This window comes from Pedobacter zeae (genome assembly GCF_014196715.1).
In the GTDB taxonomy this organism is placed as follows: Bacteria; Bacteroidota; Bacteroidia; order Sphingobacteriales; family Sphingobacteriaceae; genus Pedobacter; species Pedobacter zeae.
The window spans coordinates 751,791-773,257 of the sequence record NZ_JACIEF010000004.1; the positions used below are offsets into that span (position 1 = coordinate 751,791).

The following is a 21,467-nucleotide window of genomic DNA, read 5'->3' on the forward strand; positions in this document are numbered from 1 at the left end:
ACTTATAAAAAAAACACAAATGGCATTACAAGTTGGCGATACCGCTCCTGATTTTAAATTATACAGTTCCGAATTAACAGAAGTTTCCCTGTCTGCTTTTAAGGGCAAAAAAGTTATTATTCATTTTTTTCCAATGGCTTTTACCGGAACATGTACCGAGCAGTTATGTACCATGAGGGATAATTTTAGCTACTATGAAGGAATAAATGCGCAGGTTATCGGTATTTCTGTAGATTCTCCTTTTTCTTTAGGTAAATTTAAAGAAGTGCAAAATTACCAGTTCCCATTGTTATCCGATTTTAATAAAGAGGTATCAGCAGCTTACGGTGCTTTTTACGACGAATTTGTTTTCGGATTGAAAGGTGTTTCTAAAAGGGCTGCTTTTGTAGTCGATGAAGAGGGAAAAATTGCTTATGCTGAAGTTTTGGAAAATGCAAAAGATCTGCCTGATTTCAAAGCAATTAATGATACATTAAAGGCATAAAACATCAGCTGTAAAGAATTATTTTAAGATTTTTTTAAAATTTAATTGGAAATTAAAATATCAAATTATACCTTTGCAGTCCGTTAACGATACGGAAACGCATTCGTAGCTCAACTGGATAGAGCATCTCACTACGGATGAGAAGGTTTGGGGTTCGAATCCCTACGAGTGCACTAAAGGGAAGATTGAAAAGTCTTCCCTTTTTTTGTTATTTCAATATATCATTAACTTATTTTTAAATAGTTATATCTTTTCTGTTTTTCCAGTTGGCCCGTATAAGGTCCTGATTCGTCAGGTATGGAGAAAACCCACTGGGGCTTATACCTTCTGACTATAATCTCTAGGGAAAGAAAATTTTAAAACGTGTTCCTTCGCCTGGTGCAGAATCGATTTTGATGTGCAGGTTTAAATAGTTCGTAATGCTTTTTACAATCGCCAAACCTAAGCCATAGCCCGTATTTTCGGCCTGACCGGTTTTTTTAAACCGGTTAAAAATATAAGGGATTTCCGTTGACTCTATACCCTGGCCGTTATCACTTACCTGAATGGAATAGCTGTCTTTTTCAACTTGATCTGAAATCAGGATTTCTCCGTTTTCCCGGTTAAACTTTATTGCATTATTAACCAGGTTATAGAAAAGCTGGAACAACAGGTCGTGGTTTGTTCCGCTTATCGTTTGGTTGTGCTTGAGATCAATTTCGATGTGGATGTTTTTTTCCTCCAGCCTGTGGCTTATTTCCTCCACCAGCTCGTCCAGCAATTTTTTGGGTTCAACCTGATCCTGTTTGGAAAACTGTTCGTTTTCTATTCTGGAAATCAACAGGAGTGCACGCGAAATTTTCTTTAACCGCTCCAGTGTTTTCATCATATCAACAATATGTTCCGCTATGGTTTCGGGTTCCAATTCCTCCGTCAGCAAGTTTTCCATTTTGTTTTGCAGGATACTGATGGGTGTCATAAACTCATGTGAGGCATTGGCGGTAAATTCGCGTTCCTTTTCAAATGCTTCGTTAATCTGGTCCATTAAGGAGATGAGCGACTGGTCGAGGTATTTGAAATCCTGTGTACTGGTTTGAATAGGTTCCCGATTTTTTTTAAATGGAAACCTGGTGTTGGCCAGTCTGAGTTTAATGATTTGCCCCAGTGGTTTAATCAGCTGGCGGGTAAAAAGTAAGTCGATAACGATACTCAAAGCAATCAGGATAATAAGCACATATAGCGCAAAACGCTGAAGCGCGGCATTATACAGGTTAATACTGGCATTGGTTTTACCAATTTCAAGCAGGTAATTCCTGTTGTTTTGGTGAAAAGTAAAGCTCAGCACCCGGTAAGCCAGTGTATCCTGTTCAACAATTCTTTTGGTATCTCTTATGGTATCGATTTTATAACCAGGGGCGGCAGTTTCCAGGGCAATGTACTCGTCTTTAAGCATGGTATAACTACCATAACTATCTTCCCCTTCGAGGTAATAGTTTATACCTTTATTATTGATGTTCTGGATTACTTTTTTTTGCTGGCTGCGTAAGGAAAAGTTAGTGTAGTTGCTGGCAATTTGCTTGATCAGAAAAGGGAGTAGCAGGATAAACAGGCCTACAATGGCCAGTTTAGATCCGCTTATAAATAAAGTAAGTTTTGTTGATAGTTTCAATTATTTCCTGATTCTATAGCCGACGCCCCTAACCGTTTCCAGCCATTCGGTAGGTGCATAAATATTTAATTTCTTTCTGATGTTTTTAATGTGCGCATCAATATAATTCGAATCGTAATCATCATCAGCAAAATTGCCCCAAATGTGTTCGCTTAATTGCAGGCGGGTAAGTACCCTGTTTTTATGGAGGAGGAGGTAGCTCAACAGGTCAAATTCCTTACGGGAAAGCTCAATCTGTTCGTTTTCAAAAAAGATAAAGCGTTTTTGAAGATCGATACTGAAAAGGCCGAGGGGAAGAAGTTCTTCTGCAATTTTAAATTTGCGGCGGGCAATAGCCTGCATACGCGATTGCAGTTCGGGCAAGAAAAAAGGCTTGGCTAAATAATCGTCGGCACCCATATCCAGCCCCGCAACACGGTCTTCGAGCTTTCCTCTTGCGGTAAGAATAATATAGGCTGCATCGGGATTAGTCTTTTTAGCTTTTTTAAGCAGATCGAAGCCATCTCCATCAGGCAGTCCCAGATCGATAAGGATATAATCATATTGGTTTAGCTCCAGTTTTTCTGCACCCTGTTTAAAGCTGTGGGCTAAATCGCAAAGGAAAAAAGCTTTTCTGAGGAACTTTTCCAGTTCGTAGGCAAGTGTTTTTTCGTCTTCTATGATTAATACTTTCATGTTGTTAAAACTGATAATAAACTGCAAGACCAAAAAAAGACTGCTGGTGTTTCACTTCAGCTTCCTTTCGATTTCCCAATAAAGAAAATTGGTAACTGGCCTCTGCAAGGAAATTTCCGGAACTCCAATTCAGCGGTAATTTAAAACTATAGGCCAATAACTTAAATTGGCTGGTCGAATTTTCTACAATTTCAACTGTTGTACCATTTACAATCCCGGGCGCCGAACTGCTCTTTCCGTTACCGTTTGAATGTTGTTTTTTACTTTTTTCGACCAGATAACTTTCATAAAAGCGGGTGGTGCCGGCGGTAATTGTGAATGCCGGAGTAATAGAAATTAAATTGCTGCCGAAAACGGTTCCCAATTCGATTTCCTTTGAATTGTCGAAACTTAGGAAAATATCGTTTTGCTTTCCAAAAGCGAAGTCGACACTCAGATCGGTTTTAAACCATGGCCAGGTGTAAGCAGAGGATGCATTGATGTTATTGCTGTTGGCAGCCTGCAATAAAGGCGAGTTGCTCGGAAAAAAGGAGTGGGAATAGGCAATACCAGCTGTTAATTTATCGCTAAAATCGTGGTCGTAACCAATACCAAGGTCTGTTTCTGATAAAATCGGGCCGAAATTAAGGAGTTTATACCCTCCACCCGAAAAATATAAACCAGAGGGTAATCTTAGTGTGGCATTGAATAAGATATAAGGATATTTTTCGGTTGTTACCTGTCCGTAATAGTTAATGTTGCTATTGTACATCGATGCAAGGGTAAGTGTTGTTTTGGCAGAATCCTGCTGGGCCTGTACCCGGGTTATGGCCCAAAACAAAACAAAAATCAAGAGACGGAAACGCATAGATTGTACTTTAAGGCCTTTTAATTCTGGGTTTAATAATCTTTATGGGTTTGATTTTGACATTAGGCTTAACCGTCATCGGTTTTACTTGCCTTTTGGCTTTGGGTACTTGCTTAATTATAGGATCATCGGGGCCGGTTTGTTTAGGCGTAACCTTGTTACCGGGTTTTACAGGATCCTGTGGCAGCTCCTGTTGAGGGTTGTTGCCCGCTAATATCCCTTTCGATAATGCATTATTTTGCATAGCAGAAACATTTACCCGCATGAAAACCAACAGACAAAAAATAAGGCAGTATCTCATCATCGTATAAATATAAAAAAAAGTTTAACCCATCACGAGGTAAACTTCTACCTAAAACCATTGCCACAACGGTACTTTGCTGTCAAATGTAGTTGGGTAACATGAAAATAAGATGAAAAAAATAAATTAAAAATTTCATGTTGATTTCATTTCCGGCAGTCAATTTTGGGCAATAAAACTTTAATAAAATCTACAGTTATGAAAACAAAATTTATTCGTTCCCTATTGGCGACACTGGTTTTGGCAGGCGTGCTTACTTTTAATGGGTGTAAGAAAAGTGATTCAACCCAGGGGACTACTAAAGTACAGATCAAAATGACTGATGCCCCTGGAAATTTCGATAAAATTAACCTGAGCGTAAAGGAAGTGGTACTGATATCGGGAGATAAACCTTATGTATTTACAGCAAGTGCCGGCATATTCGATATTCTTGATTTTAGGATTGGAACCAGTAACCCTGATATTCTGGTGGCTTCAGGTGAAATGCCTTCAGGAGAGATCACCGAAATCAGGTTGGTACTTAATGAAACCGGAAATACCATTGTAGTTAACGGTATCCAACAGGAACTGAAAACACCAAGCGGACAAACCTCAGGCTGGAAGGTGAAATTAACGGCTAATCCAAGTTTGGTTGAGGGAGTTAATTATACACTTCTTTTAGATTTTGATGCGGCGAAATCGATTGTGAGTACCGGAAATGGTAAATATTTATTAAAACCGGTAGTGCGGGGCATTACAGCGGCAACCACCGGATTAGTTTCGGGCACCGTATTGCCTTTGGCAAGCCACCCGGAAGTGTTGGTTATTGCCGGAACTGATACCGTAGGTACTGTTGCCGATCCGCTAACCGGGAAATTTACCGTAGGTGGTTTAGCATCGGGTACTTATAATGTGAAGTTTGCTCCTGTAGCCGGCTATAGAGACAGTACCTTAACGGCCGTGAAAGTTGCATTGGGCCAAAATACGGCTTTGGGAACCATTACTTTAAAGCAGTAAATAATAATATTTCTTATTATTGTTATCCCCTTTACGAACCCTCCTTTGCGGAGGGTTTTTTAGTTATTCATCAGCCTGCAGGATTGTTTATGGGCTTTTAAAATTCATGAGTATGTTTGGTCAAAACAGTTGGTGTTTGAAGAATATTCTGCTAAATATGAAAATGGCACAAGATTCTTTTTAGAAGAAGATAAATGTCATTAAAATAGCTCTTTTTTAAATAAATTGTTAATTATAAATGGCATCTAAATTAATAATTATATATTTGCAGCCTTGAAAAGTGAACAATGTCTTGACCTATCATACCGTGTTTTGCATTTTTACTTGGATAGAGCCATAGGAATAAGGCTTTTTAATTTTTTGAAGACAACCTAAACAACTTGAATGCTTAATTTAGTTCTCTTTGGCCCTCCGGGCGCGGGTAAAGGCACCCAATCTGAAAAACTGATTGAAAAATATCAGTTGGTACACGTTTCAACAGGTGATCTTTTTAGAGCACACGTTAAAGGGGAAACCGAATTAGGGAAAAAAGTAAGTCAATTGTTGGCCGATGGAGAATTGGTTCCCGATGCGATCACAATTGCCATGCTTGAAGAAGAGGTAGATAAAAATCCTGATGCAAAAGGATTCGTGTTTGATGGATTTCCGCGTACTGTACCGCAAGCGATAGAGCTTGATTTATTTTTAGAACGTAAAGGCAGCAAAGTTGCAGGGGTGATTGCATTGGATGTTGATCAGGACGAGCTTACCAAACGCATTGCCGAAAGGCATAAAATAAGCGGCAGACCTGATGATGATGCCGAAAAATTAAAAAAACGCATTTCTGAATACTTTGATAAAACCATCCATGTGCTACCTTATTATGAGGCACAGGGCAAACTGAACAAAGTAAACGGAATCGGTGAAATTGAAACGGTGTACAATAATCTTTGTGCCGTAATCGATCAATATCAGTATTAATTTACTGATTACTGTAGAAAATATCAGGAAAAAGGTGGTATAGATTTTACAGCCGAATATTTCAAAATATAGACAAAGAGTTATAATGTTAAAACGTTATAACTCTTTAATTTTAACGGAATTGTTATCGCAACGTTCAACGTTAAAAACATAAAACATTAACCATAATAATATGTCGCAGGGTTCTAATTTCGTAGATTATGTTAAAATCTGTTGCCGCTCGGGTAAGGGCGGGGCGGGTTCAGCACATTTACACCGTGATGTTTTAACCTCTATGGGTGGCCCTGATGGTGGCGATGGCGGTCGTGGTGGCCACATTATTGTTAAAGGCAGTATCCACATCTGGACCTTATTGCACCTTAAATACCGCAAACACATCATCGCAGAAGATGGTGGTGCAGGCGGTAGCTCGCATAAATCGGGCAAACAGGGCAAAGACGAGATATTGGAAGTTCCTTTGGGTACCATAGCCAAAAATGCCGAAACAGGAGAAGTACTTTTCGAAATTACCAAAGATGGCGAAACCAAAATTTTAACCCCTGGTGGTCGCGGAGGTTTAGGCAATGCACATTTTAAAAACGCTGTACAGCAAACACCCCGTTTTGCACAACCCGGCGAGCAGGGACAAGAGGTTTGGAACATTTTAGAATTAAAAGTTTTAGCCGATGTTGGTTTGGTTGGTTTCCCGAACGCAGGAAAATCTACTTTACTTTCAGTAGTTTCGGCCGCTAAACCAGAAATTGCCGATTATCCTTTTACTACCATTGTTCCAAACCTGGGTATTGTAAGTTACAGGGGTGGAAAATCTTTTGTAATGGCAGATATTCCCGGGATCATTGAAGGAGCATCGAGCGGTAAAGGTTTGGGATACCGTTTCTTGCGTCATATCGAGCGTAATTCGGTACTGCTGTTTATGGTTCCGGCCGATACAAGCCGTTCAATTAAAGCAGAATATGAAATTCTAAAAAGCGAGTTAGCATCTTACAATCCTGAATTAATGCAAAAGCCACATCTTTTAGCCATTACCAAATCAGATATGTTAGATGACGAACTGATGGAAGAAATGAAGCAGGATTTACCAGATATTCCATCTATATTTATTTCGTCAGTAGCAGAAAAAAATATTTTAGAGCTGAAAGATATGCTTTGGAAAGCAATTGAAGGATAATCTTTAATTTACCTTAATAAATTGGTTTGCAGAACATCAATGCGATATTCTGCATTTACAAAATTGATCCCTGCTAGATTAAAAATTTACTTCTAATCTCATCTGTTGGCAGCATGCAGCTGTTTGTTTGCCCAAATAAAGCATATCGGTTACGGGCAAATATTTTATATAAGCGGTTTCGTATACAACCGGGTATAAGGTAGCCCAGGTTAATTAAGGGCGACCACCAGGTGCCCAGGTTTTTAAGGATGTGTAACACGGCCTCTGATTGTGTTAAAAGTTTATCGCCACTTATTAACACAATGCTATTGAGTTCGTTAAAATTAACCTGATGGTGCTGGCTTAAATGCGATGCAGTTTTGCTTGCCAAAGGAGCGAAACTAAATTTGTTAGCCCGATCGTATCTGATAATATAATTGATGTAACGGTTGCAAAAATTGCATACACCGTCAAACAGGATAATATCTTTCTGCCTATTTAAAAAAGATGCCATGACATTTGGTGATTAACAAAATAAATTGCGGGATACGTGGCCATAAAAGCCCAGAAGAATGAATTCAATCCCATAATTACTGCAGTAAAAAAGTGAAATATAAATCCCCAGATCAGGAATACAAGGGCAAATTCCCAGGGTAAGAACAAACACAGAGGGAATATACTTTCCATAATAATTACGTTCCAGCATAAAAAACGGTTTGCTGCAGGATATTTCTTTAAAAAGAGCGTAGCTTTTTTGGAGCCATAGGTTTTGGTAGAGAAAACATCTTTTATGGCTGTTCCCGAGCGCCACTCTGAGGATACCAGTTTGGCAATACCGGCAACCGTATAAGATAAGCAAGCCTGCAGGGCGATAAACCATAACCCGATGTCTCTTAAGTTGCTGCTGGCCAAAACAGGCAGGTTACATAAAATCAGGGTAATGATAATCAGCATACTCATCTGGTCAGAACCATCGCTGCCATAATAGGTAGCCAATGATGCCACCAATAAACTTGCGCCAAGTAAACTGATTAATAACCAGCCGGTTGTGCTCTGTAGCGGGAAAAAGAATAAGCCAATGATGAGTAAACACCTAATGAGGAAGAGAACCGTGAGTCCGGATGCATTAAATAATTTAAAAAAAGGCTTTAAAAATGATCTTTGGTCCTGTTTGGTCCATTTAAGCTGCATTACATTCCAGGATAAAAGTCCGTTTGGAGAAAAAATCTGTACTTTTTTAAGGTACTCCAGGGTAGAAATTAATAAACCCACACTCAGTATGAGGAGCACAGTTTGCGAAATATCGTTAAATAAAATCATAGCTAGTTTAGATTTGGTGGAAAACAGATAATAGGATTAATGCCGGTTTGGTTTCTTTTTGATAACCTGATGATTCGGCCAGCATAAACTGGCGATAACAGCGCTGCGATCTTTTTTGGTATAGACTAACCGCGTGTAATACGATAATATAAGGTGTAGAAAACATCAATAAATTAAGGTTGCCTGTTTTTTCGCGGTAGGAAGGGATACTCGCTACAAGGCTCTGTACCACATCTGATAATATTTTTTTATCCCGCTTTTCAGGGTTCCATAACCACGACCAGAAAGTGCGTTCTTCGGTAATCTCCATTTCCTGCCATTCGCTGTAATCAACCTCCGTTACTTTATCTCTAAACAATAAGTGGTAATCCCTTTTACCGGGGTGGGGGGCAAAAAATGTCCATAAGGGGATGAGATTGAAAAGATCTATTTTATACCTGATGAACCAGGATATTTTGGTTTCTTTGAACTGGCACAATACGGTTGCCAGAAACCAGCTGGCCAGAAAAACAGCTACTATGGTTTCATAAATAACTGCAGGGTCTAATTTCGGTATCATAATTTCAGATAGGTTAGAAAAAAGGAGAGCATGTATACATGCCCTCCCCTGGGTTGTTAATTGAATTTTTTGCGAAGTTCGATCAGTTTATCTAAAGATAAGCCATTATCTGCTTCTTTAGAAAGACTGCTGATTTCATCTTCTTTCAAAGAACTGGCCGCGCCAATTGCATCAACTACCTGGGTAACTACCGGGGTAGCTCTTACGGTTACTTTAACTGCCTGTACTGCAGTACGTGCAATTGCAGTAACAAAAAGTGGGGCTGCTGAATTTGATTCAACAATTTCATCGCCTTGTAGGTCGGCGATTAGGGCATCAAGAATTGCTAATTCTGCCTTGGTTAAGCTTGACTTTGCCATTTCGTTTTTTTTTTGAGGTAAATAAAATAATGTTTAGTGTGCTTTGGTTTTGAAGCTTCGTTTGCACAACATAAAGGTCGGTACCCCCATGTTTTTATAACAGCGTGTTAATACCTAATCATAAAACAGCGTATTTCTACGTAGTTAATAGGGTAAAATGCTGCGATAATTGAAGTTAAAACGCTTAAATGAGCGGTAATATGGAATATAGCCTGTTTTTTCGAACGTTTTATCCAAACGAAATTACCTTATTTACGAGCTTAAGAACAGGAAAGGAGTGGGACGGTGTTATTCTACTACACCATTTTTAATGGCAAACATAACCAAGCCGGCAGTATTGCGAACACCGGTTTTTTCGATCATACGCATTCTGATGCCTTCAACCGAACGCGGACTTAAAAAAAGTTCAGTGCCGATTTCTGTGGCCGTTTTCTCATCGCAGATCATCTTTAGTACATCCAGCTCGCGCTCAGAGAATGCTATGGCCCCATTTAGCGAAAGTTTGACCGGGCCTTTAAGGGTAAGTTTTTTTAAGAGTGCCTTGGTTACAACATCGTTAAAATAGTAGCCACTTTCGTATATCGAATAAATGGCCTTCCTGATTTCTTTTGGATCCGTATTTTTTAGCAGGTAGCCATTGGCACCGTTTTCCATCAGGTGGATAATGAATTTAACATCATCATACATCGTTAAAACCAGTATTTTAATGTTATTAGAATATTTTTTCCGGATTAACTTCATGGCTTCTATGCCATCCATTAAAGGCATTTTAATATCCATCACAATCACATCGGGCTGTACCTCCTCGAGTTTTTGCATAAGTTCCTGCCCATCTGATGCCTCAAATAGTACTTCCAGATTTTTATCACGGTTAAAGCCAACCTTTAATCCGTCCCTAAAAATGCTGTAATCATCTGCTATGGCTATCCTTATTTTGAGCATCGCTATTTAATTATGCCTAAAATTAACAATCTTTTATAAAAAAATAAAGACATCAATTGAATTATAATACTACTTTTATGTATGATTTATTTATGCTGCATGGTTGGTGATCATAACATAAGCTTACTCAATCAACAGGGATTTTAATCTCGATAAGATAATGATCAGCATGCTGTGAAAATTGGAGTTCTGCTTTAAGCAGGATCATCCTGTTCTCTATATTTTTCAGTCCTAAACCATCTTTAATAAAGCGCAGCTCTTCAAATTGCACCTGTGTAAGGCCGTTTCCATTATGTGAAATCGTGAAAATCAGGTAATGGTTAACATAATACGATTCTATGTGGATATGGTTAGCCTTCGCATGTTTGATGATGTTATGAATCAGTTCCTGGATGATCCGGTAGATACTGATGTTTTTCTGGCTTACTTTTGTGCAATGTTTATCCGTTAGGTTTAAGTCGATTTTAACAATGCTGTCGTGGCTAATTTTTCCGCAGAAATGAGCAATGGCCTCTTTTAAGCCGAGTTCCTGCAGAATACTGGAATGAAGATTATGCGAAATGCCCCTGATTTTCTGAATGCCTTCGTCCAGTAAACTTTTGCCTTTCTGGTACATTTCTTTGCTGATATCGTCACAATCATCAATATTGATCCCGTAAAAATGGAGGCTCGATGATCCGAGGATGGCCCCAACTTCATCATGCAATTCTTCGGCAATACGGTGTCGCTCAATTTCTTCACTTCTTACAGCTGCTTCTATCAGTTTATTTTTCTGGGCGTTTTGTAATGCTTGCAGATTAAGCCTGTACTGAAGTTTCTTACGCTGCATAAAAATAAAAATAAGCAATATGCTTATAAATAACATCAGCATAACTGCAATACCCGCCATTAAAATCAGCGTAATCTTATTGTTTTCCTGACTCATAAAATCCTCTGGCTATAAACAGGTTGAAAATGATATAAGAGATATTATGCAGGCTCCACAAGCTAATGGCAAATTTTTGGAAATGTGCAGTAAGCTCGTTGTATGAAAGGAATATAAAGAAATTTAGCGCCACAAAAATGCCCAATCCTGTGATGATCCAGAAATCGCTGTTGGTAATCCTGGAGGCCACATTCTCGTTTATTTTGAACAAATAATATTGGATCACATAAAATAAAAGAAGAATGGCTTCGGTAGAGAGTAAGCGGCTGCTCAGTTTCCAGTAATCAAAAAAGTTTTCAAAAAAAGTGAAATTAACAATCAGGAAAATGGTAAAACATATTGGGATGACTCTTTTAAGGGTAATTAAAAATGGCTGATTTAAACGGATAAAAAAAGCACTGAACAGATAAAAACGAACAATTGAATGTACATTGTACAGGAAATTATTAGAATTATGTGCTTCAGGCAATAGATTTCTGAATTTCCAGATGAGATCTATTGAAAGGTTGATCAGCAATGCCATCCATACATAAAAAACAACCAGTTTAAAGCGGGCTGGTTGTTTTTTAAAAAATAATACAGATAATGGGATAAATAATGCCCATACTTCAGACCAATCAATAATATGTTGGAATATTTTAAGCATGCGGGATCAGGGCATTAATGCACACTTATGGTAGCCGGTGGTGAAGGATTGGTGAAAATCGGGCCGGTATCATTATTATGGAGCAATTCAACATCTCCTGTATCAATCCTTTTAAAGCGTTTGATGTCATAAAAGACATGTCCGCGGTTAACATTTGGAATGAAAACCAGGTAGTCAGGTTTATCTCCATTCTCGTCAGGTGTGTTGATCAATAACAGGATATCGGCAAGCGAAATAATATTATTACTCATAATAATAGGACCGCTTAAATCCAAGGCGCTATTGTTATAAACCTCAAGTTTGTCAAAATAACTGCTGTACTGATTGCTTGTTGCCATATACCCGTAAGCAATAAGCAGTAAAGGTTTGGCCGGTTGGTCTGTTTCCGGGAAAAAGTAACAAAATACAAATTGATCAATGCCGGGTGAATTCTGGATTAACGATTGGATTGCGCTGATTTCGTACTTTAACCAGTAAAACTTTTGGGTTTGTTTTTCTTTTGTGAGCATGTTATATAGATTTTATGGTATAAAGATATACAAAATGCGTATATAAAACATGATTGATTTGTAAATTTAAATATACTATCCCGAGCCAACAGATTATCGAAATTTATCGTCTTTATCAATAAAATAATAATTGCCTGTGTGAATTATAAAGGATTAACCGGTGCAGAAGAGGACTATGCATTTATCCTTTCGCCAATTAATTTCTGAACCGGTCTACCATTAAGCCTATCCATTCTTTAAATAACATTTCCCATGTGCCCAATGCGCCGGCATTTGGGATAATGAAATCACTGAGTACAAATCCGGTATTTCCAGAAAAATTAGTGGGATAATAGTCTATTTTTTGCCTGGACAGTTTTTCAAAAATCAACTTAGCCCTTGGAATGTGCCATGCACTGGTAATGACTAATAGTTTGGCCTTAGGGTTCTTTTTCCCGACGAGCGCCAGGCTGTACCTGGCATTTTCGATCGTATTTCTGCTTTGGTTCTCCATCAGTATGGCAGAATCCGGAATGCCGATCAATTTTAAATAGTTTAGGGCCAAATCAGCCTCTTTTACTTTTTTATCAATGAGGTTTGCACTTCCGCTACTCAATAAGAGCTGTTTAATACGCCCCTTTTTATATAAGGCAATGGCCTGGAACAACCGGTCACTGGCACCAGTAAAGGCGATTTCGTTGGTGCGCTTATTCAGGCCTGAAAAACCTCCGAGAACAATACCAATATCATAGTGCTGCAATGGGGGATATCCGACCTCATAGCTGTTTATTATTTTGCCTGCAATAAAGCCATTAGAGAAAAAGAAGAAAATAATTAAGGCACAGGCCGCATGTCTTCTTCTTTGTTTAGCTTGTTTTGAGGTAATTGCGCAGATTAAAAGCACAAAAATCCACACTATAGGCTTAATGAGGAAAAGTAAAATTTTGGAAAGGATAAAAAACATGTATTGCTATTATCCTGTAAAACTAAGAAATTGTTTAACCGTTAAAGGACTTTGGCCTTTATTAATTAAATTAATTAATCTATACGGAAATCTACCCTTGTCCTTCCTGTACCTGTCCGTTTTCTTTGGCGTTTTCCAGAATCTCTTTCACATCTGATTTACGTTTTTTAGTAACCGTATGTTTAAAATGAGGTACTTCATGCTGAACAATATCTTCTTCAATGGCTTCTACGCCAAATATTTTTTCTTTTAAAAGATTGTACTTATCCTGAAATCCATATCTCAGGTTTCTGGCCCCACCTGCAATTTTTCCACGGGTACCTGCGCCGCTGTCAGGCGCAAATAATATGCTAATTACTGCACCCGCAGCTAAACCTGCTACTAAAGCAAGCGCAATTTTTGCACTGTTATCTGGCTTATGCTTTAAATATTTTCCTATTAACTTTCTGTATTTCATAATCATGTGGTTTTACAGTTGAACAATCCGCTTTTAATAATGTTTGATGTTTTTTTGATTTTGAAAGTGCTGGTAACAGGGTTTGGGTAATGCCCTCAGGATTCTCAATCGTTGCAAAAAAAAGACCGGACTTTTACCTAAGTTTAAAGTTAAAGCGCAATATTTGGGGGTACTAAAACGAATTACAATGGTAAAAGCGACGATAAATAAGGAACATTACGCCTGCTCGGTTACAAATGGTTCCCACGATATAATAGTAGATGAGCCTTTAGAATTAGGTGGAACACACAAAGGGTTTGCACCGAAGGGATTATTAATGGCCTCTTTGGCTTCCTGTGTAGCCATTACTTTAAGAATGTATGTGGATAGAAAAGAATGGCCGGTTGATAAAATTGAGGTAGAAGTAAACATTGATGCCGAAAACGGCGAAACGATATTCCTGGAAGAAATTACCTGCACCGGAGTGCTCACCGAAGAGCAGAAAATCAGGCTGGAAGAAATAGCCACGAAATGCCCGGTGAGTAAAATTCTGGCTGCCGGTCATGAAATCAGATCAAAAGTACTTTAGGCAATGGTGTAAAACTCCATTATACAATCATAAAAAGCTTTAATATCTTTGTTAATCCCCCAGTGTTCGCTGTGGTAAAAAATAAGTTATGCCTACCGAAATAAAATGCCCCAACTGTGCCCATGTTTTTCCGATGGAGGAAGCCATGGCCGAAGATTATAAGAAAGAGTTACGTGAAAAAGCGGCTGCTTATGCCAGGCAGAAAGATGAGGAATATCAACGTAAACTACAGGTTTTTGAGTCAGAAAAACAGCAGCAGTTAAAAGCGTTTGAAGCTAAGCTGGCCGAAGAGAAAACCAAGCTTAAGGATAATCTCGAGGAAAACCTGCGTAAAAGCATTTCGGCCGATTTTGAAACCAAACTGCAAATGCTGGAAGGTAATGCGAAAGAGAATGCCGAAAAACTAAGGTTGGCCCGGGAAAGGGAGCTGGATTTTTTACGTCGCGAAGAAAGCCTGAAGGTAAAGGAAGAAGAAATGGAACTTGCTTTTCAACGCAAATTGCAAGAGCAGCGTAACGAATTGGTAGAACAGATCCGCAAACAGGAGGCAGAAAAAAACAGCATTAAAGATACTGAGCATCAACTGCGCTTAAAGGAATTGGAAAAGCAACTCGACGACCAGAAAAAACTGGCCGAAGAAATGAAACGCAAAGCCGAGCAAGGTAGTATGCAATTGCAGGGAGAGGTACAGGAATTGATCCTGGAAGAATTGCTCCGGACCAATTATCCTTTCGATTTAATTGAAGAGGTAGGTAAAGGGGTGCGTGGGGCAGACTGTGTGCAGGTGGTGCGTAACCAATTTGGACAGGAATGCGGTAAAATTATTTATGAAAGCAAGCGGACCAAAGATTTTGGCGGCGACTGGATCGAAAAATTAAAAAAAGACATGCGTAGCATGGGTATTGATGTTGCGGTAATCGTGAGTCAATGTTATCCAAAAGGCATGAACTGTTTTGGGCAACGAGATGGAGTTTGGATCTGTTCTTTTGAAGAGGTAAATGCCGTAGCCTATGTATTGCGCGAAGGTATTCTGCGTTTGGCAGGAGCAGTAAAATCGCAGGAAAACCGCGGCGAAAAAATGCACATGTTATACGATTACTTAATGGGGGCAGAGTTTTCTGAACAATGGAAAGCCATTAGGGAAGGTTTTATGAGCATGAAATTATCCATACAACGTGAGCGCGATGCAATGGAACGTTTATGGAAAGCCCGTGAAAAACAACTGGAGAAAGTATTGCTGAACGCCACCCATATCCGTGGTTCTATAGAAGGAATTGCAGGTAGCGATAGCGTGCAATTGAGTTTAACAGATGAAGATGATGATACGTTATTATTAGAATAGCCATGGGGTTATTCCCCGCAGATTTCACTGATAATCGCAGAAAAAGGAATTGATTTGCGGAAATCATCTTTAAATCCGCCGCACTATTTTTTGTAAACCTTACAGATCAGAATGGCTTATTGCAGGAAAATATCTTATTTTATAATATCTTAGCGAATACATTAAGACGCAATTTAAGCCCAACATTACGATGCCCAGAACCAAAAATCATATCGAACTGCAATTTTTAAGCGAACCTTCTGATGTTAACTACGGGGGTAAGGTACATGGTGGGACGATGATGAAGTGGATCGATCAGGCTGCTTTTGCCTGTGCCTTGCAGTGGAGCCAAACCTATTGTGTAACCGTTTATGTTGGTGGAATCCGTTTTTTTCATCCTGTTCATATCGGGCACCTAGTTAAAATGGAAGCACGTATTATTTATACCGGCAAAACCAGTATGCATATTGCGGTTGATGCTTTTTCTAAACCCGTAGATCAGGCCGATTTTGTTAAAAATACACATTGTATTATTGTTTTTGTCTCCGTAGATGACAATGGGCAACCAAAGGCGATCCCTGCCTTTAAGCCTAAAACCGAAAAAGAAATTGCCATGCATGGTTACGCCATTAAATTAATGGAACTGCGTAAAAGTATTGATAAGGAAATGGAGCCGTATATCGCATAGCCATGCCGGTATTTAATTCTCTGTGCTGTGTGAAAAACTTCGTTTGCTTTATGGTAAAATGAAACTCTGTGCCGCCGTGGCAAATAATTTAACACCCTCTGTGGCGAAAGCAAATTTTAAACCACAACCGGCAGGCTAAAACAAAACTGGCTGCCTTCGCCAATTGCGCTCTTTACCCAAATTTTTCCGTTTTCGGCTTCGATAAAATCTTTGGAAATAGCCAGGCCCAATCCTGATCCCGATTTATTCTGTCCGTCGGTAGGTACCTGGAAATACCGGTCGAATAATCTTTTTTGATATTTTTCTTCAATGCCCTTTCCAAAATCGCGTACAGAGAATTCAATAAACTGGTCTTTTTGTGAAATACTGATGATTACTTTCGATTTTTCAGCACTGTAACGTAATGCATTAGATAAAAAGTTAACCAGTACCCAGGCCGTTTTTTGGATATCGGCATTCACACTCGGCAGGTTTTTTTCACAATTCAGTTCAAGGCTGATAAATTTTTGCTCTGCCTGGAATTTAACAGCATCAAAGGCATATTGCACAATATCTTCAGGTTTGGTAAGAGCGAAAGTGAGCTTTAAGTTACCGGTTTCTACCTGCGAAAGATCGAGCAGCTCGCTGGTTATTTTTAAAAGCCTGTCGCTATCTTCTTTAATGTGGTTGAGCAGTTCGTGCTGCTCATCGTTCATCGTGCCTACGCGCTCATCATTAAGGAGTTTCAAGCTCATTTTGATGGATGACAGCGGCGTTTTTAACTCATGAGAAACCGTAGCAATAAAGTTGGTTTTGGCCTCATCCAGTTCCTTAAACTGCGTAATGTTTTTCAAAATATAAACGCTCCCAGCCGATTTTGATGAAGCAATTAAAGCTTTTTCTTCCTGTTCTTCGTAATTTGGGATAATAATTTCGCGGTTTTCTAAAAGGAAATAAGACTCTTTTTCGTCGGCATAAATTTTTAAGGTATTGTCTTCTGTTTCAGGCTTGATGATGCGTTTTAACAGCTCGTTTTTCTGCACCAGTTCAGCAACATTCTGTCCGATTACTTTATTTTCATCCAGGTTCATCAGTTTTGCTGCCAGGTGGTTTAAAAACAGCACTTCGCCTTTTTCATTTAAACCGATAATGGCATCCTGCATCTGTGCAATAATAGCCTCAATGCGCGATTTTTCTGATTTAATTTTAGACAGGTTGCTGTTTTCCCATTCGTTTAATTTAACCACCATACCATTAAACGAGTTGGCCAGCTCGGTAAATTCATCGCCGTTTTCGAAATGCAGGCGCTGTTTGTAATTTTTACGGCTGATCTGTTTAATGGCCGCACTGAATTCGGCCAATGGATTAGCCACAAAACCCGGAAAGTTGACGATAAAAGTGAATAGAATAATAAAACTTAAAGTAGCCGCGATCATAATATACAGGTTCGCTCTTGACGAAGTTTCGTTGGCCTGCTCATTCTTATCATAGATGGCTTTCATATTTACCTCTTCTATGCGTTGGAGCGCCTGGCGTAGATCTCGAATTCGGGCTGCTTTAACAACTGCCGGCTGTGGGTTTTCCAGCATTTTAAAAGCTTCTTCCAATTGCTGGTAGGCCATTTTTTCACCTTTTTCGGTAATGTTTTTACCTTCATTTTTTAAATTTTCGGTAAAGATGGCCTGTTGCGAGCCACTTAAAGGAAAAGGATACTGATCTACAATATTGCGCATGGCGGCAACATAGTTGAGCGATTTGTAATTGTCTTTAAGGATTACCTTCGATTTATCAGATAGCTCGTTTAAGTAAAAAAGAGCAATCAGCCCGAAGGATAAAACGATTATAAAGAGAAACCCGAATCCGAGGCGGAGCTTGGTTTTAATTTTCATGGTGTTTTAGTTTAACCGCAAAGAGCAGAAAGTCTTTCGCAAAGAAGCGCAAAGCAATTTCTCTCTTTTTGTGGTAAAGTAGCTTATAATTAAATCTGTTTCCTGATGGACTAAATTACATAACAAAGGTTAAATAAATAGCATCTGTTTAGCCCATAGTCAATAGCTATGCCAATAGATCGGATTGTTGTTTAAGTTGTTGATTATTAATTTTATATGGCGTTTTTATGATGATATTAAGTAAAAAACCTTTTCATTTTGGAAGGGTTTTTATCAAAATGAAATTGTGGGTTTCGAATTTCAAAGCACTGTTTATGTTCATCTGATAGCAGCGAACACGGCGTGCAATAGAGTAAAGCGAAGCGCAGGACTAACGCTGCTATGAAACACAGGTTTTGCTTTGTAAGATAAGAATAAATAATCTTTCTTTTTTTGGAAAGCAGGTTCAGTGGCATTTGGGTTAATGCAGTCCCGCTGTACGCTGTACTTCGTGCCGCTTCCATCGGGTTTAGGTGGCCCGGCCGGTAACAATATTGGGGGCTGCAGGGCACAGAAAATGAAAAAAATATCTTAAAAGGAAGATTTTTAAGGTCGTGGCACTTCCTTTTGTTCTTAAACCCGATCGGCGCGAACACGGCGTGCAACGGAGTAAAGCGAAGCGCAGGACTAACGCTGCTATGAAACACAGGTTTTGCTTTTCAAGACAAGAATAAATAATCTTTCTTTTTTGGAAAGCAGGTTTAGTGGCATTTGGGTTAATACAATCCCGCTGTACGCTGTACTTCGTGTCGCTTCCATCGGGTTTAGGTGGCCCGGCCGGTAACAATATTTGAGGTTGCAAAGCGCCGAAATACGATGAGCTTGAATTATTCTTGCGGTTTACAGCACTGTTCTGTGTGCCTAAACCTGATCGGCGCGAACACGGCGTGTAACGGAGTAAAGCGAAGAGCAGGACTAACGCTGCTATGAAACACAGGTTTTGCTTTCCAAAACAAGAAAAAAATAATCTTTCTTTTTTGGAAAGCAGGTTCAGTGGCATTTGGGTTAATGCAGTCCCGCTGTACGCTGTACTTCGTGCCACTTCCATCGGGTTTAGGTGGCCCGGCCGGTAACAATATTGGAGGCTGTAGGGCACAGAAAATGAAAAAAATATTTTAAAAGGAAGACTTTTAAGGTCGTGGCACTTCCTTTTGTTCTTAAACCTGATTGGCGCGAACACGGAGTGTAACGGAGTAAAGCGAAGAGCAGGACTAACGCTCCCATGAAACACAGGTTTTGCTTTTCAAGACAAGAAGAAAATAATCTTTCTTTTTTGGAAAGCAGGTTCAGTGTATTTGGGTTAATGCAGTCCCGCTGTACGCTGTACTTCGTGCCGCTTCCATCGGGTTTAGGTGGCCCGGCCGGTAACAATATTGGGGACTGCAGGGCACAGAAAATGAAAAAAATATCTTAAAAGAAAGATTTTTAAGGTCGTGGCACTTCCTTTTGTACCTAAACCTGATCGGCGCGAACACGGCGTGTAACGGAGTAAAGCGAAGAGCAGGACTAACGCTGCTATGAAACACAGGTTTTGCTTTCCAAAGCAAGAAGAAAATAATCTTTCTATCAAGCAGGTTCAGTAGGATTTGGTTATGCTGTACTTCGTGCCGCTTCCGTCGGGTTTAGGCGGCGCGGTCTTTAGCGATATTAGTGCGTAAAACTCCAAACGTTTTTACGGGACGAAAATGCCAATTTGCAATTGGCTACCAAGGAATCACGAAGGGACGACCTAACGATTTTCAGAGATAAGCTGTTTTATTAAAAATTGATAAACTTTTCGATCTGCTCGTTGGTGAATTTTATTGTATCAGCCTGATGGAAATTGCCTTCAGCGTCCAATTCGGCCTTAATGTTTGGGATATGCAGGCGAAGGGGCAAAATGTTAAGGTGGATGTAATGACAAACACCGGTAAAATGATCGACCCCACGGATATTTCCATATTTACCGGAAGAAATACCCACTAAAGCAGCTTTTTTATCATAAAAACTATCGGGGAAATTAGCAGCATCAATCAGCACTTTTAACACCCCCGGATAACTCCCGTTATATTCGGGCATGATGAACAAAAATTTTTCGGTCTGGTTAATCATGTTCTGGATTTCCTGGAAAGCTTCTGATCTTTTGCCATACATATCCGTATTCAAAACATCTGCGGGCAGGTGCTCCAAACTGAACAAATGGGTATCAATGCCTTTTTCTTTTAGTTGCCTTTGGTAATATTTAGCAACTTTTAGCGTATTGCTATTGGGCCTGTTGGTAGCAGCTATAATTGTGATCATGGGTAATTGTTAATAAGATGTGTAAAACCCAAACACGCTTCTTGCTAAAATTGCCATATAGTTTGTATCTTAGCTGATTGTGAAAAAGGCCGTAAATAACGCAAAAATAGAACTTTTTGCCTATTAAAACGCATAAATAACACAGCCCAAATAAACGTTAAGTAAATTTCGGATACATAGATGAGCAAAATTATTGCATTAGCAAATCAAAAAGGTGGCGTTGGTAAAACAACTTCATCTATAAACCTGGCTGCGAGTTTGGCCGTACTAGAATACAAAACTTTATTGGTAGATGCTGATCCTCAGGCAAATTCGACTTCTGGAATCGGTTTCGATCCCCGGAATATTAAAGATAGCATTTATGAGTGTATCATTAATGATATCGATCCTACACTGGCTATCCAAAAAACAGATACACCCAATTTAGATTTGCTACCTGCCCATATTGATCTGGTAGGTGCAGAAATTGAGATGATTAACCTGAACAACCGCGAGTATAAAATGAAAGCGGTGCTGGAGAAAATCAAAGATCAGTACGACTTTATTATTATTGATTGTTCGCCTTCATTGGGTTTAATCACGATTAATGCCTTAACCGCGGCCGATTCGGTAATTATTCCGGTTCAGTGCGAATATTTCGCGCTTGAAGGGCTGGGTAAACTCTTAAATACCATTAAAATTGTTCAGAACCGTTTAAATACCGACCTGGAGATTGAAGGTATCTTATTAACCATGTACGATGTGCGTTTACGCTTATCGAACCAGGTGGTAGAAGAAGTTAAAACACATTTCAACGAACTGGTTTTCGAAACCATTATTCAGCGTAATACCCGTTTAAGTGAGGCCCCAAGTTATGGTGTATCGGTAATTATGCACGATGCAAACTGTAAAGGTGCCATTAACTACCTTAATCTGGCCCGCGAGATTGTGAAAAAGAACGGTTTGTTAAAAGAAGAAGAAAACATAGGAACAGCAACTTTATAAA

The 21,467-nt window shown here is 39.3% G+C and carries 24 protein-coding genes and 1 tRNA gene; 9 read left to right on the forward strand and 16 right to left on the reverse strand.

Going from position 1 to position 21,467, the window contains the following annotated elements; translation table 11 throughout:
* Positions 1-19: 19 nt before the first annotated feature.
* Both GGQ60_RS21795 and GGQ60_RS21800 read left to right on the forward strand, forming a co-directional pair.
* On the forward strand, positions 20-484 hold the full coding sequence (locus GGQ60_RS21795; RefSeq protein WP_183768340.1) for a redoxin domain-containing protein: 465 nt from the start codon (positions 20-22) through the stop codon (positions 482-484).
* Positions 485-583: 99 nt separating this feature from the next.
* A tRNA-Arg gene (locus GGQ60_RS21800) sits at positions 584-657 on the forward strand.
* A gap of 167 nt (positions 658-824) precedes the next feature.
* Here GGQ60_RS21800 and GGQ60_RS21805 read toward each other — a convergent pair.
* From GGQ60_RS21805 to GGQ60_RS21820, 4 genes are read right to left on the reverse strand one after another with little or no spacing between them, the layout of a single operon-like run.
* Complete coding sequence (locus GGQ60_RS21805) at positions 825-2,132, reverse strand: sensor histidine kinase (protein ID WP_183768342.1); 1,308 nt, start codon at positions 2,130-2,132, stop codon at positions 825-827.
* Positions 2,133-2,807, reverse strand: a complete 675-nt coding sequence (locus GGQ60_RS21810; protein WP_183768344.1) for a response regulator transcription factor — start codon at positions 2,805-2,807, stop codon at positions 2,133-2,135. It abuts the gene before it with no gap.
* A 4-nt stretch (positions 2,808-2,811) separates the two neighbouring features.
* Positions 2,812-3,654, reverse strand: a complete 843-nt coding sequence (locus GGQ60_RS21815) for a hypothetical protein (protein WP_183768346.1) — start codon at positions 3,652-3,654, stop codon at positions 2,812-2,814.
* Positions 3,655-3,664: 10 nt separating this feature from the next.
* On the reverse strand, positions 3,665-3,898 hold the full coding sequence (locus GGQ60_RS21820; protein ID WP_183768348.1) for a hypothetical protein: 234 nt from the start codon (positions 3,896-3,898) through the stop codon (positions 3,665-3,667).
* Positions 3,899-4,153: 255 nt separating this feature from the next.
* On the opposite strand from GGQ60_RS21820, the gene GGQ60_RS21825 reads away from it, so the two are divergent.
* From GGQ60_RS21825 to obgE, 3 genes are all read left to right on the forward strand, one after another.
* Positions 4,154-4,951, forward strand: a complete 798-nt coding sequence (locus tag GGQ60_RS21825; protein WP_183768350.1) for a DUF4382 domain-containing protein — start codon at positions 4,154-4,156, stop codon at positions 4,949-4,951.
* Positions 4,952-5,335: 384 nt separating this feature from the next.
* Positions 5,336-5,911 (forward strand): adenylate kinase, encoded by a 576-nt coding sequence (locus tag GGQ60_RS21830; RefSeq protein WP_183768352.1) that lies wholly within the window; start codon positions 5,336-5,338, stop codon positions 5,909-5,911.
* A 172-nt stretch (positions 5,912-6,083) separates the two neighbouring features.
* On the forward strand, positions 6,084-7,079 hold the full coding sequence (obgE, locus tag GGQ60_RS21835; RefSeq protein ID WP_183768354.1) for a GTPase ObgE: 996 nt from the start codon (positions 6,084-6,086) through the stop codon (positions 7,077-7,079).
* 73 nt (positions 7,080-7,152) lie between these two features.
* Here obgE and GGQ60_RS21840 read toward each other — a convergent pair whose 3' ends face one another.
* The 10 genes from GGQ60_RS21840 to GGQ60_RS21885 form a co-directional block, all read right to left on the reverse strand.
* The gene (locus GGQ60_RS21840; protein WP_183768356.1) at positions 7,153-7,572 is read right to left on the reverse strand and encodes a thiol-disulfide oxidoreductase DCC family protein; all 420 of its coding nucleotides are present in this window, start codon (positions 7,570-7,572) and stop codon (positions 7,153-7,155) included.
* Positions 7,557-8,378: an HTTM domain-containing protein gene (locus GGQ60_RS21845; RefSeq protein ID WP_183768358.1), complete on the reverse strand. Its 822-nt coding sequence runs from the start codon at positions 8,376-8,378 to the stop codon at positions 7,557-7,559. Before GGQ60_RS21845 ends, GGQ60_RS21840 begins: the two co-directional genes overlap by 16 nt.
* A gap of 7 nt (positions 8,379-8,385) precedes the next feature.
* Positions 8,386-8,937, reverse strand: a complete 552-nt coding sequence (locus GGQ60_RS21850) for a hypothetical protein (RefSeq protein ID WP_183768360.1) — start codon at positions 8,935-8,937, stop codon at positions 8,386-8,388.
* Between the two features lie 56 nt (positions 8,938-8,993).
* On the reverse strand, positions 8,994-9,296 hold the full coding sequence (locus tag GGQ60_RS21855) for a hypothetical protein (protein WP_183768362.1): 303 nt from the start codon (positions 9,294-9,296) through the stop codon (positions 8,994-8,996).
* A 288-nt stretch (positions 9,297-9,584) separates the two neighbouring features.
* Positions 9,585-10,238, reverse strand: coding sequence for a response regulator transcription factor (locus GGQ60_RS21860; RefSeq protein ID WP_183768364.1), 654 nt, complete (start codon positions 10,236-10,238; stop codon positions 9,585-9,587).
* Positions 10,239-10,365: 127 nt separating this feature from the next.
* Complete coding sequence (locus tag GGQ60_RS21865; RefSeq protein ID WP_183768365.1) at positions 10,366-11,163, reverse strand: sensor histidine kinase; 798 nt, start codon at positions 11,161-11,163, stop codon at positions 10,366-10,368.
* Positions 11,144-11,809: a hypothetical protein gene (locus GGQ60_RS21870; RefSeq protein ID WP_183768367.1), complete on the reverse strand. Its 666-nt coding sequence runs from the start codon at positions 11,807-11,809 to the stop codon at positions 11,144-11,146. The genes GGQ60_RS21865 and GGQ60_RS21870 overlap by 20 nt, the downstream gene beginning before the upstream one ends.
* Positions 11,810-11,823: 14 nt before the next feature.
* The gene (locus tag GGQ60_RS21875; protein ID WP_183768369.1) at positions 11,824-12,318 is read right to left on the reverse strand and encodes a hypothetical protein; all 495 of its coding nucleotides are present in this window, start codon (positions 12,316-12,318) and stop codon (positions 11,824-11,826) included.
* Positions 12,319-12,514: 196 nt separating this feature from the next.
* A complete protein-coding gene (locus GGQ60_RS21880; protein WP_183768371.1) occupies positions 12,515-13,261 on the reverse strand; it encodes a YdcF family protein in 747 nt (248 codons plus the stop codon).
* Positions 13,262-13,352: 91 nt separating this feature from the next.
* A complete protein-coding gene (locus GGQ60_RS21885) occupies positions 13,353-13,718 on the reverse strand; it encodes a YtxH domain-containing protein (protein WP_183768373.1) in 366 nt (121 codons plus the stop codon).
* 187 nt (positions 13,719-13,905) lie between these two features.
* On the opposite strand from GGQ60_RS21885, the gene GGQ60_RS21890 reads away from it, so the two are divergent.
* The 3 genes from GGQ60_RS21890 (at position 13,906) to GGQ60_RS21900 (ending at position 16,295) form a co-directional block, all read left to right on the forward strand.
* Positions 13,906-14,286, forward strand: coding sequence for an OsmC family protein (locus GGQ60_RS21890; protein ID WP_183768375.1), 381 nt, complete (start codon positions 13,906-13,908; stop codon positions 14,284-14,286).
* An 88-nt stretch (positions 14,287-14,374) separates the two neighbouring features.
* Complete coding sequence (locus tag GGQ60_RS21895) at positions 14,375-15,628, forward strand: DUF2130 domain-containing protein (RefSeq protein ID WP_183768377.1); 1,254 nt, start codon at positions 14,375-14,377, stop codon at positions 15,626-15,628.
* Positions 15,629-15,818: 190 nt separating this feature from the next.
* Positions 15,819-16,295 carry an acyl-CoA thioesterase gene (locus tag GGQ60_RS21900; protein WP_183768379.1) on the forward strand — a complete coding sequence of 159 codons (477 nt, stop codon included), beginning with the start codon at positions 15,819-15,821 and terminating at the stop codon, positions 16,293-16,295.
* A gap of 116 nt (positions 16,296-16,411) precedes the next feature.
* Here the strand turns inward: GGQ60_RS21900 and GGQ60_RS21905 are convergent, their stop codons facing one another.
* Both GGQ60_RS21905 and GGQ60_RS21910 read right to left on the reverse strand, forming a co-directional pair.
* Positions 16,412-18,163: a HAMP domain-containing sensor histidine kinase gene (locus GGQ60_RS21905; RefSeq protein WP_183768381.1), complete on the reverse strand. Its 1,752-nt coding sequence runs from the start codon at positions 18,161-18,163 to the stop codon at positions 16,412-16,414.
* 1,797 nt (positions 18,164-19,960) lie between these two features.
* Complete coding sequence (locus GGQ60_RS21910; protein WP_183768383.1) at positions 19,961-20,482, reverse strand: NADPH-dependent FMN reductase; 522 nt, start codon at positions 20,480-20,482, stop codon at positions 19,961-19,963.
* Positions 20,483-20,662: 180 nt separating this feature from the next.
* Here GGQ60_RS21910 and GGQ60_RS21915 point away from each other — a divergent pair, with 180 nt between their 5' ends.
* A complete protein-coding gene (locus tag GGQ60_RS21915; protein ID WP_183768385.1) occupies positions 20,663-21,466 on the forward strand; it encodes a ParA family protein in 804 nt (267 codons plus the stop codon).
* Position 21,467: the final 1 nt, after the last annotated feature.

What these genes read in the sequence shown, in the direction of transcription:
- obgE (WP_183768354.1), top strand. Translation starts at nt 6,084, where the DNA reads ATGTCGCAGGGTTCTAATTTCGTAGATTATGTTAAAATCTGTTGCCGC.
- GGQ60_RS21915 (WP_183768385.1), top strand. Translation starts at nt 20,663, where the DNA reads ATGAGCAAAATTATTGCATTAGCAAATCAAAAAGGTGGCGTTGGTAAA.
- GGQ60_RS21840 (WP_183768356.1), bottom strand. Translation starts at nt 7,572, where the DNA reads ATGGCATCTTTTTTAAATAGGCAGAAAGATATTATCCTGTTTGACGGT.
- GGQ60_RS21880 (WP_183768371.1), bottom strand. Translation starts at nt 13,261, where the DNA reads ATGTTTTTTATCCTTTCCAAAATTTTACTTTTCCTCATTAAGCCTATA.
- GGQ60_RS21855 (WP_183768362.1), bottom strand. Translation starts at nt 9,296, where the DNA reads ATGGCAAAGTCAAGCTTAACCAAGGCAGAATTAGCAATTCTTGATGCC.
- GGQ60_RS21905 (WP_183768381.1), bottom strand. Translation starts at nt 18,163, where the DNA reads ATGAAAATTAAAACCAAGCTCCGCCTCGGATTCGGGTTTCTCTTTATA.
- GGQ60_RS21795 (WP_183768340.1), top strand. Translation starts at nt 20, where the DNA reads ATGGCATTACAAGTTGGCGATACCGCTCCTGATTTTAAATTATACAGT.
- GGQ60_RS21875 (WP_183768369.1), bottom strand. Translation starts at nt 12,318, where the DNA reads ATGCTCACAAAAGAAAAACAAACCCAAAAGTTTTACTGGTTAAAGTAC.
- GGQ60_RS21860 (WP_183768364.1), bottom strand. Translation starts at nt 10,238, where the DNA reads ATGCTCAAAATAAGGATAGCCATAGCAGATGATTACAGCATTTTTAGG.
- GGQ60_RS21825 (WP_183768350.1), top strand. Translation starts at nt 4,154, where the DNA reads ATGAAAACAAAATTTATTCGTTCCCTATTGGCGACACTGGTTTTGGCA.
- GGQ60_RS21845 (WP_183768358.1), bottom strand. Translation starts at nt 8,378, where the DNA reads ATGATTTTATTTAACGATATTTCGCAAACTGTGCTCCTCATACTGAGT.
- GGQ60_RS21830 (WP_183768352.1), top strand. Translation starts at nt 5,336, where the DNA reads ATGCTTAATTTAGTTCTCTTTGGCCCTCCGGGCGCGGGTAAAGGCACC.
- GGQ60_RS21910 (WP_183768383.1), bottom strand. Translation starts at nt 20,482, where the DNA reads ATGATCACAATTATAGCTGCTACCAACAGGCCCAATAGCAATACGCTA.
- GGQ60_RS21885 (WP_183768373.1), bottom strand. Translation starts at nt 13,718, where the DNA reads ATGAAATACAGAAAGTTAATAGGAAAATATTTAAAGCATAAGCCAGAT.
- GGQ60_RS21870 (WP_183768367.1), bottom strand. Translation starts at nt 11,809, where the DNA reads ATGCTTAAAATATTCCAACATATTATTGATTGGTCTGAAGTATGGGCA.
- GGQ60_RS21865 (WP_183768365.1), bottom strand. Translation starts at nt 11,163, where the DNA reads ATGAGTCAGGAAAACAATAAGATTACGCTGATTTTAATGGCGGGTATT.
- GGQ60_RS21815 (WP_183768346.1), bottom strand. Translation starts at nt 3,654, where the DNA reads ATGCGTTTCCGTCTCTTGATTTTTGTTTTGTTTTGGGCCATAACCCGG.
- GGQ60_RS21900 (WP_183768379.1), top strand. Translation starts at nt 15,819, where the DNA reads ATGCCCAGAACCAAAAATCATATCGAACTGCAATTTTTAAGCGAACCT.
- GGQ60_RS21895 (WP_183768377.1), top strand. Translation starts at nt 14,375, where the DNA reads ATGCCTACCGAAATAAAATGCCCCAACTGTGCCCATGTTTTTCCGATG.
- GGQ60_RS21820 (WP_183768348.1), bottom strand. Translation starts at nt 3,898, where the DNA reads ATGCAAAATAATGCATTATCGAAAGGGATATTAGCGGGCAACAACCCT.
- GGQ60_RS21850 (WP_183768360.1), bottom strand. Translation starts at nt 8,937, where the DNA reads ATGATACCGAAATTAGACCCTGCAGTTATTTATGAAACCATAGTAGCT.
- GGQ60_RS21810 (WP_183768344.1), bottom strand. Translation starts at nt 2,807, where the DNA reads ATGAAAGTATTAATCATAGAAGACGAAAAAACACTTGCCTACGAACTG.
- GGQ60_RS21890 (WP_183768375.1), top strand. Translation starts at nt 13,906, where the DNA reads ATGGTAAAAGCGACGATAAATAAGGAACATTACGCCTGCTCGGTTACA.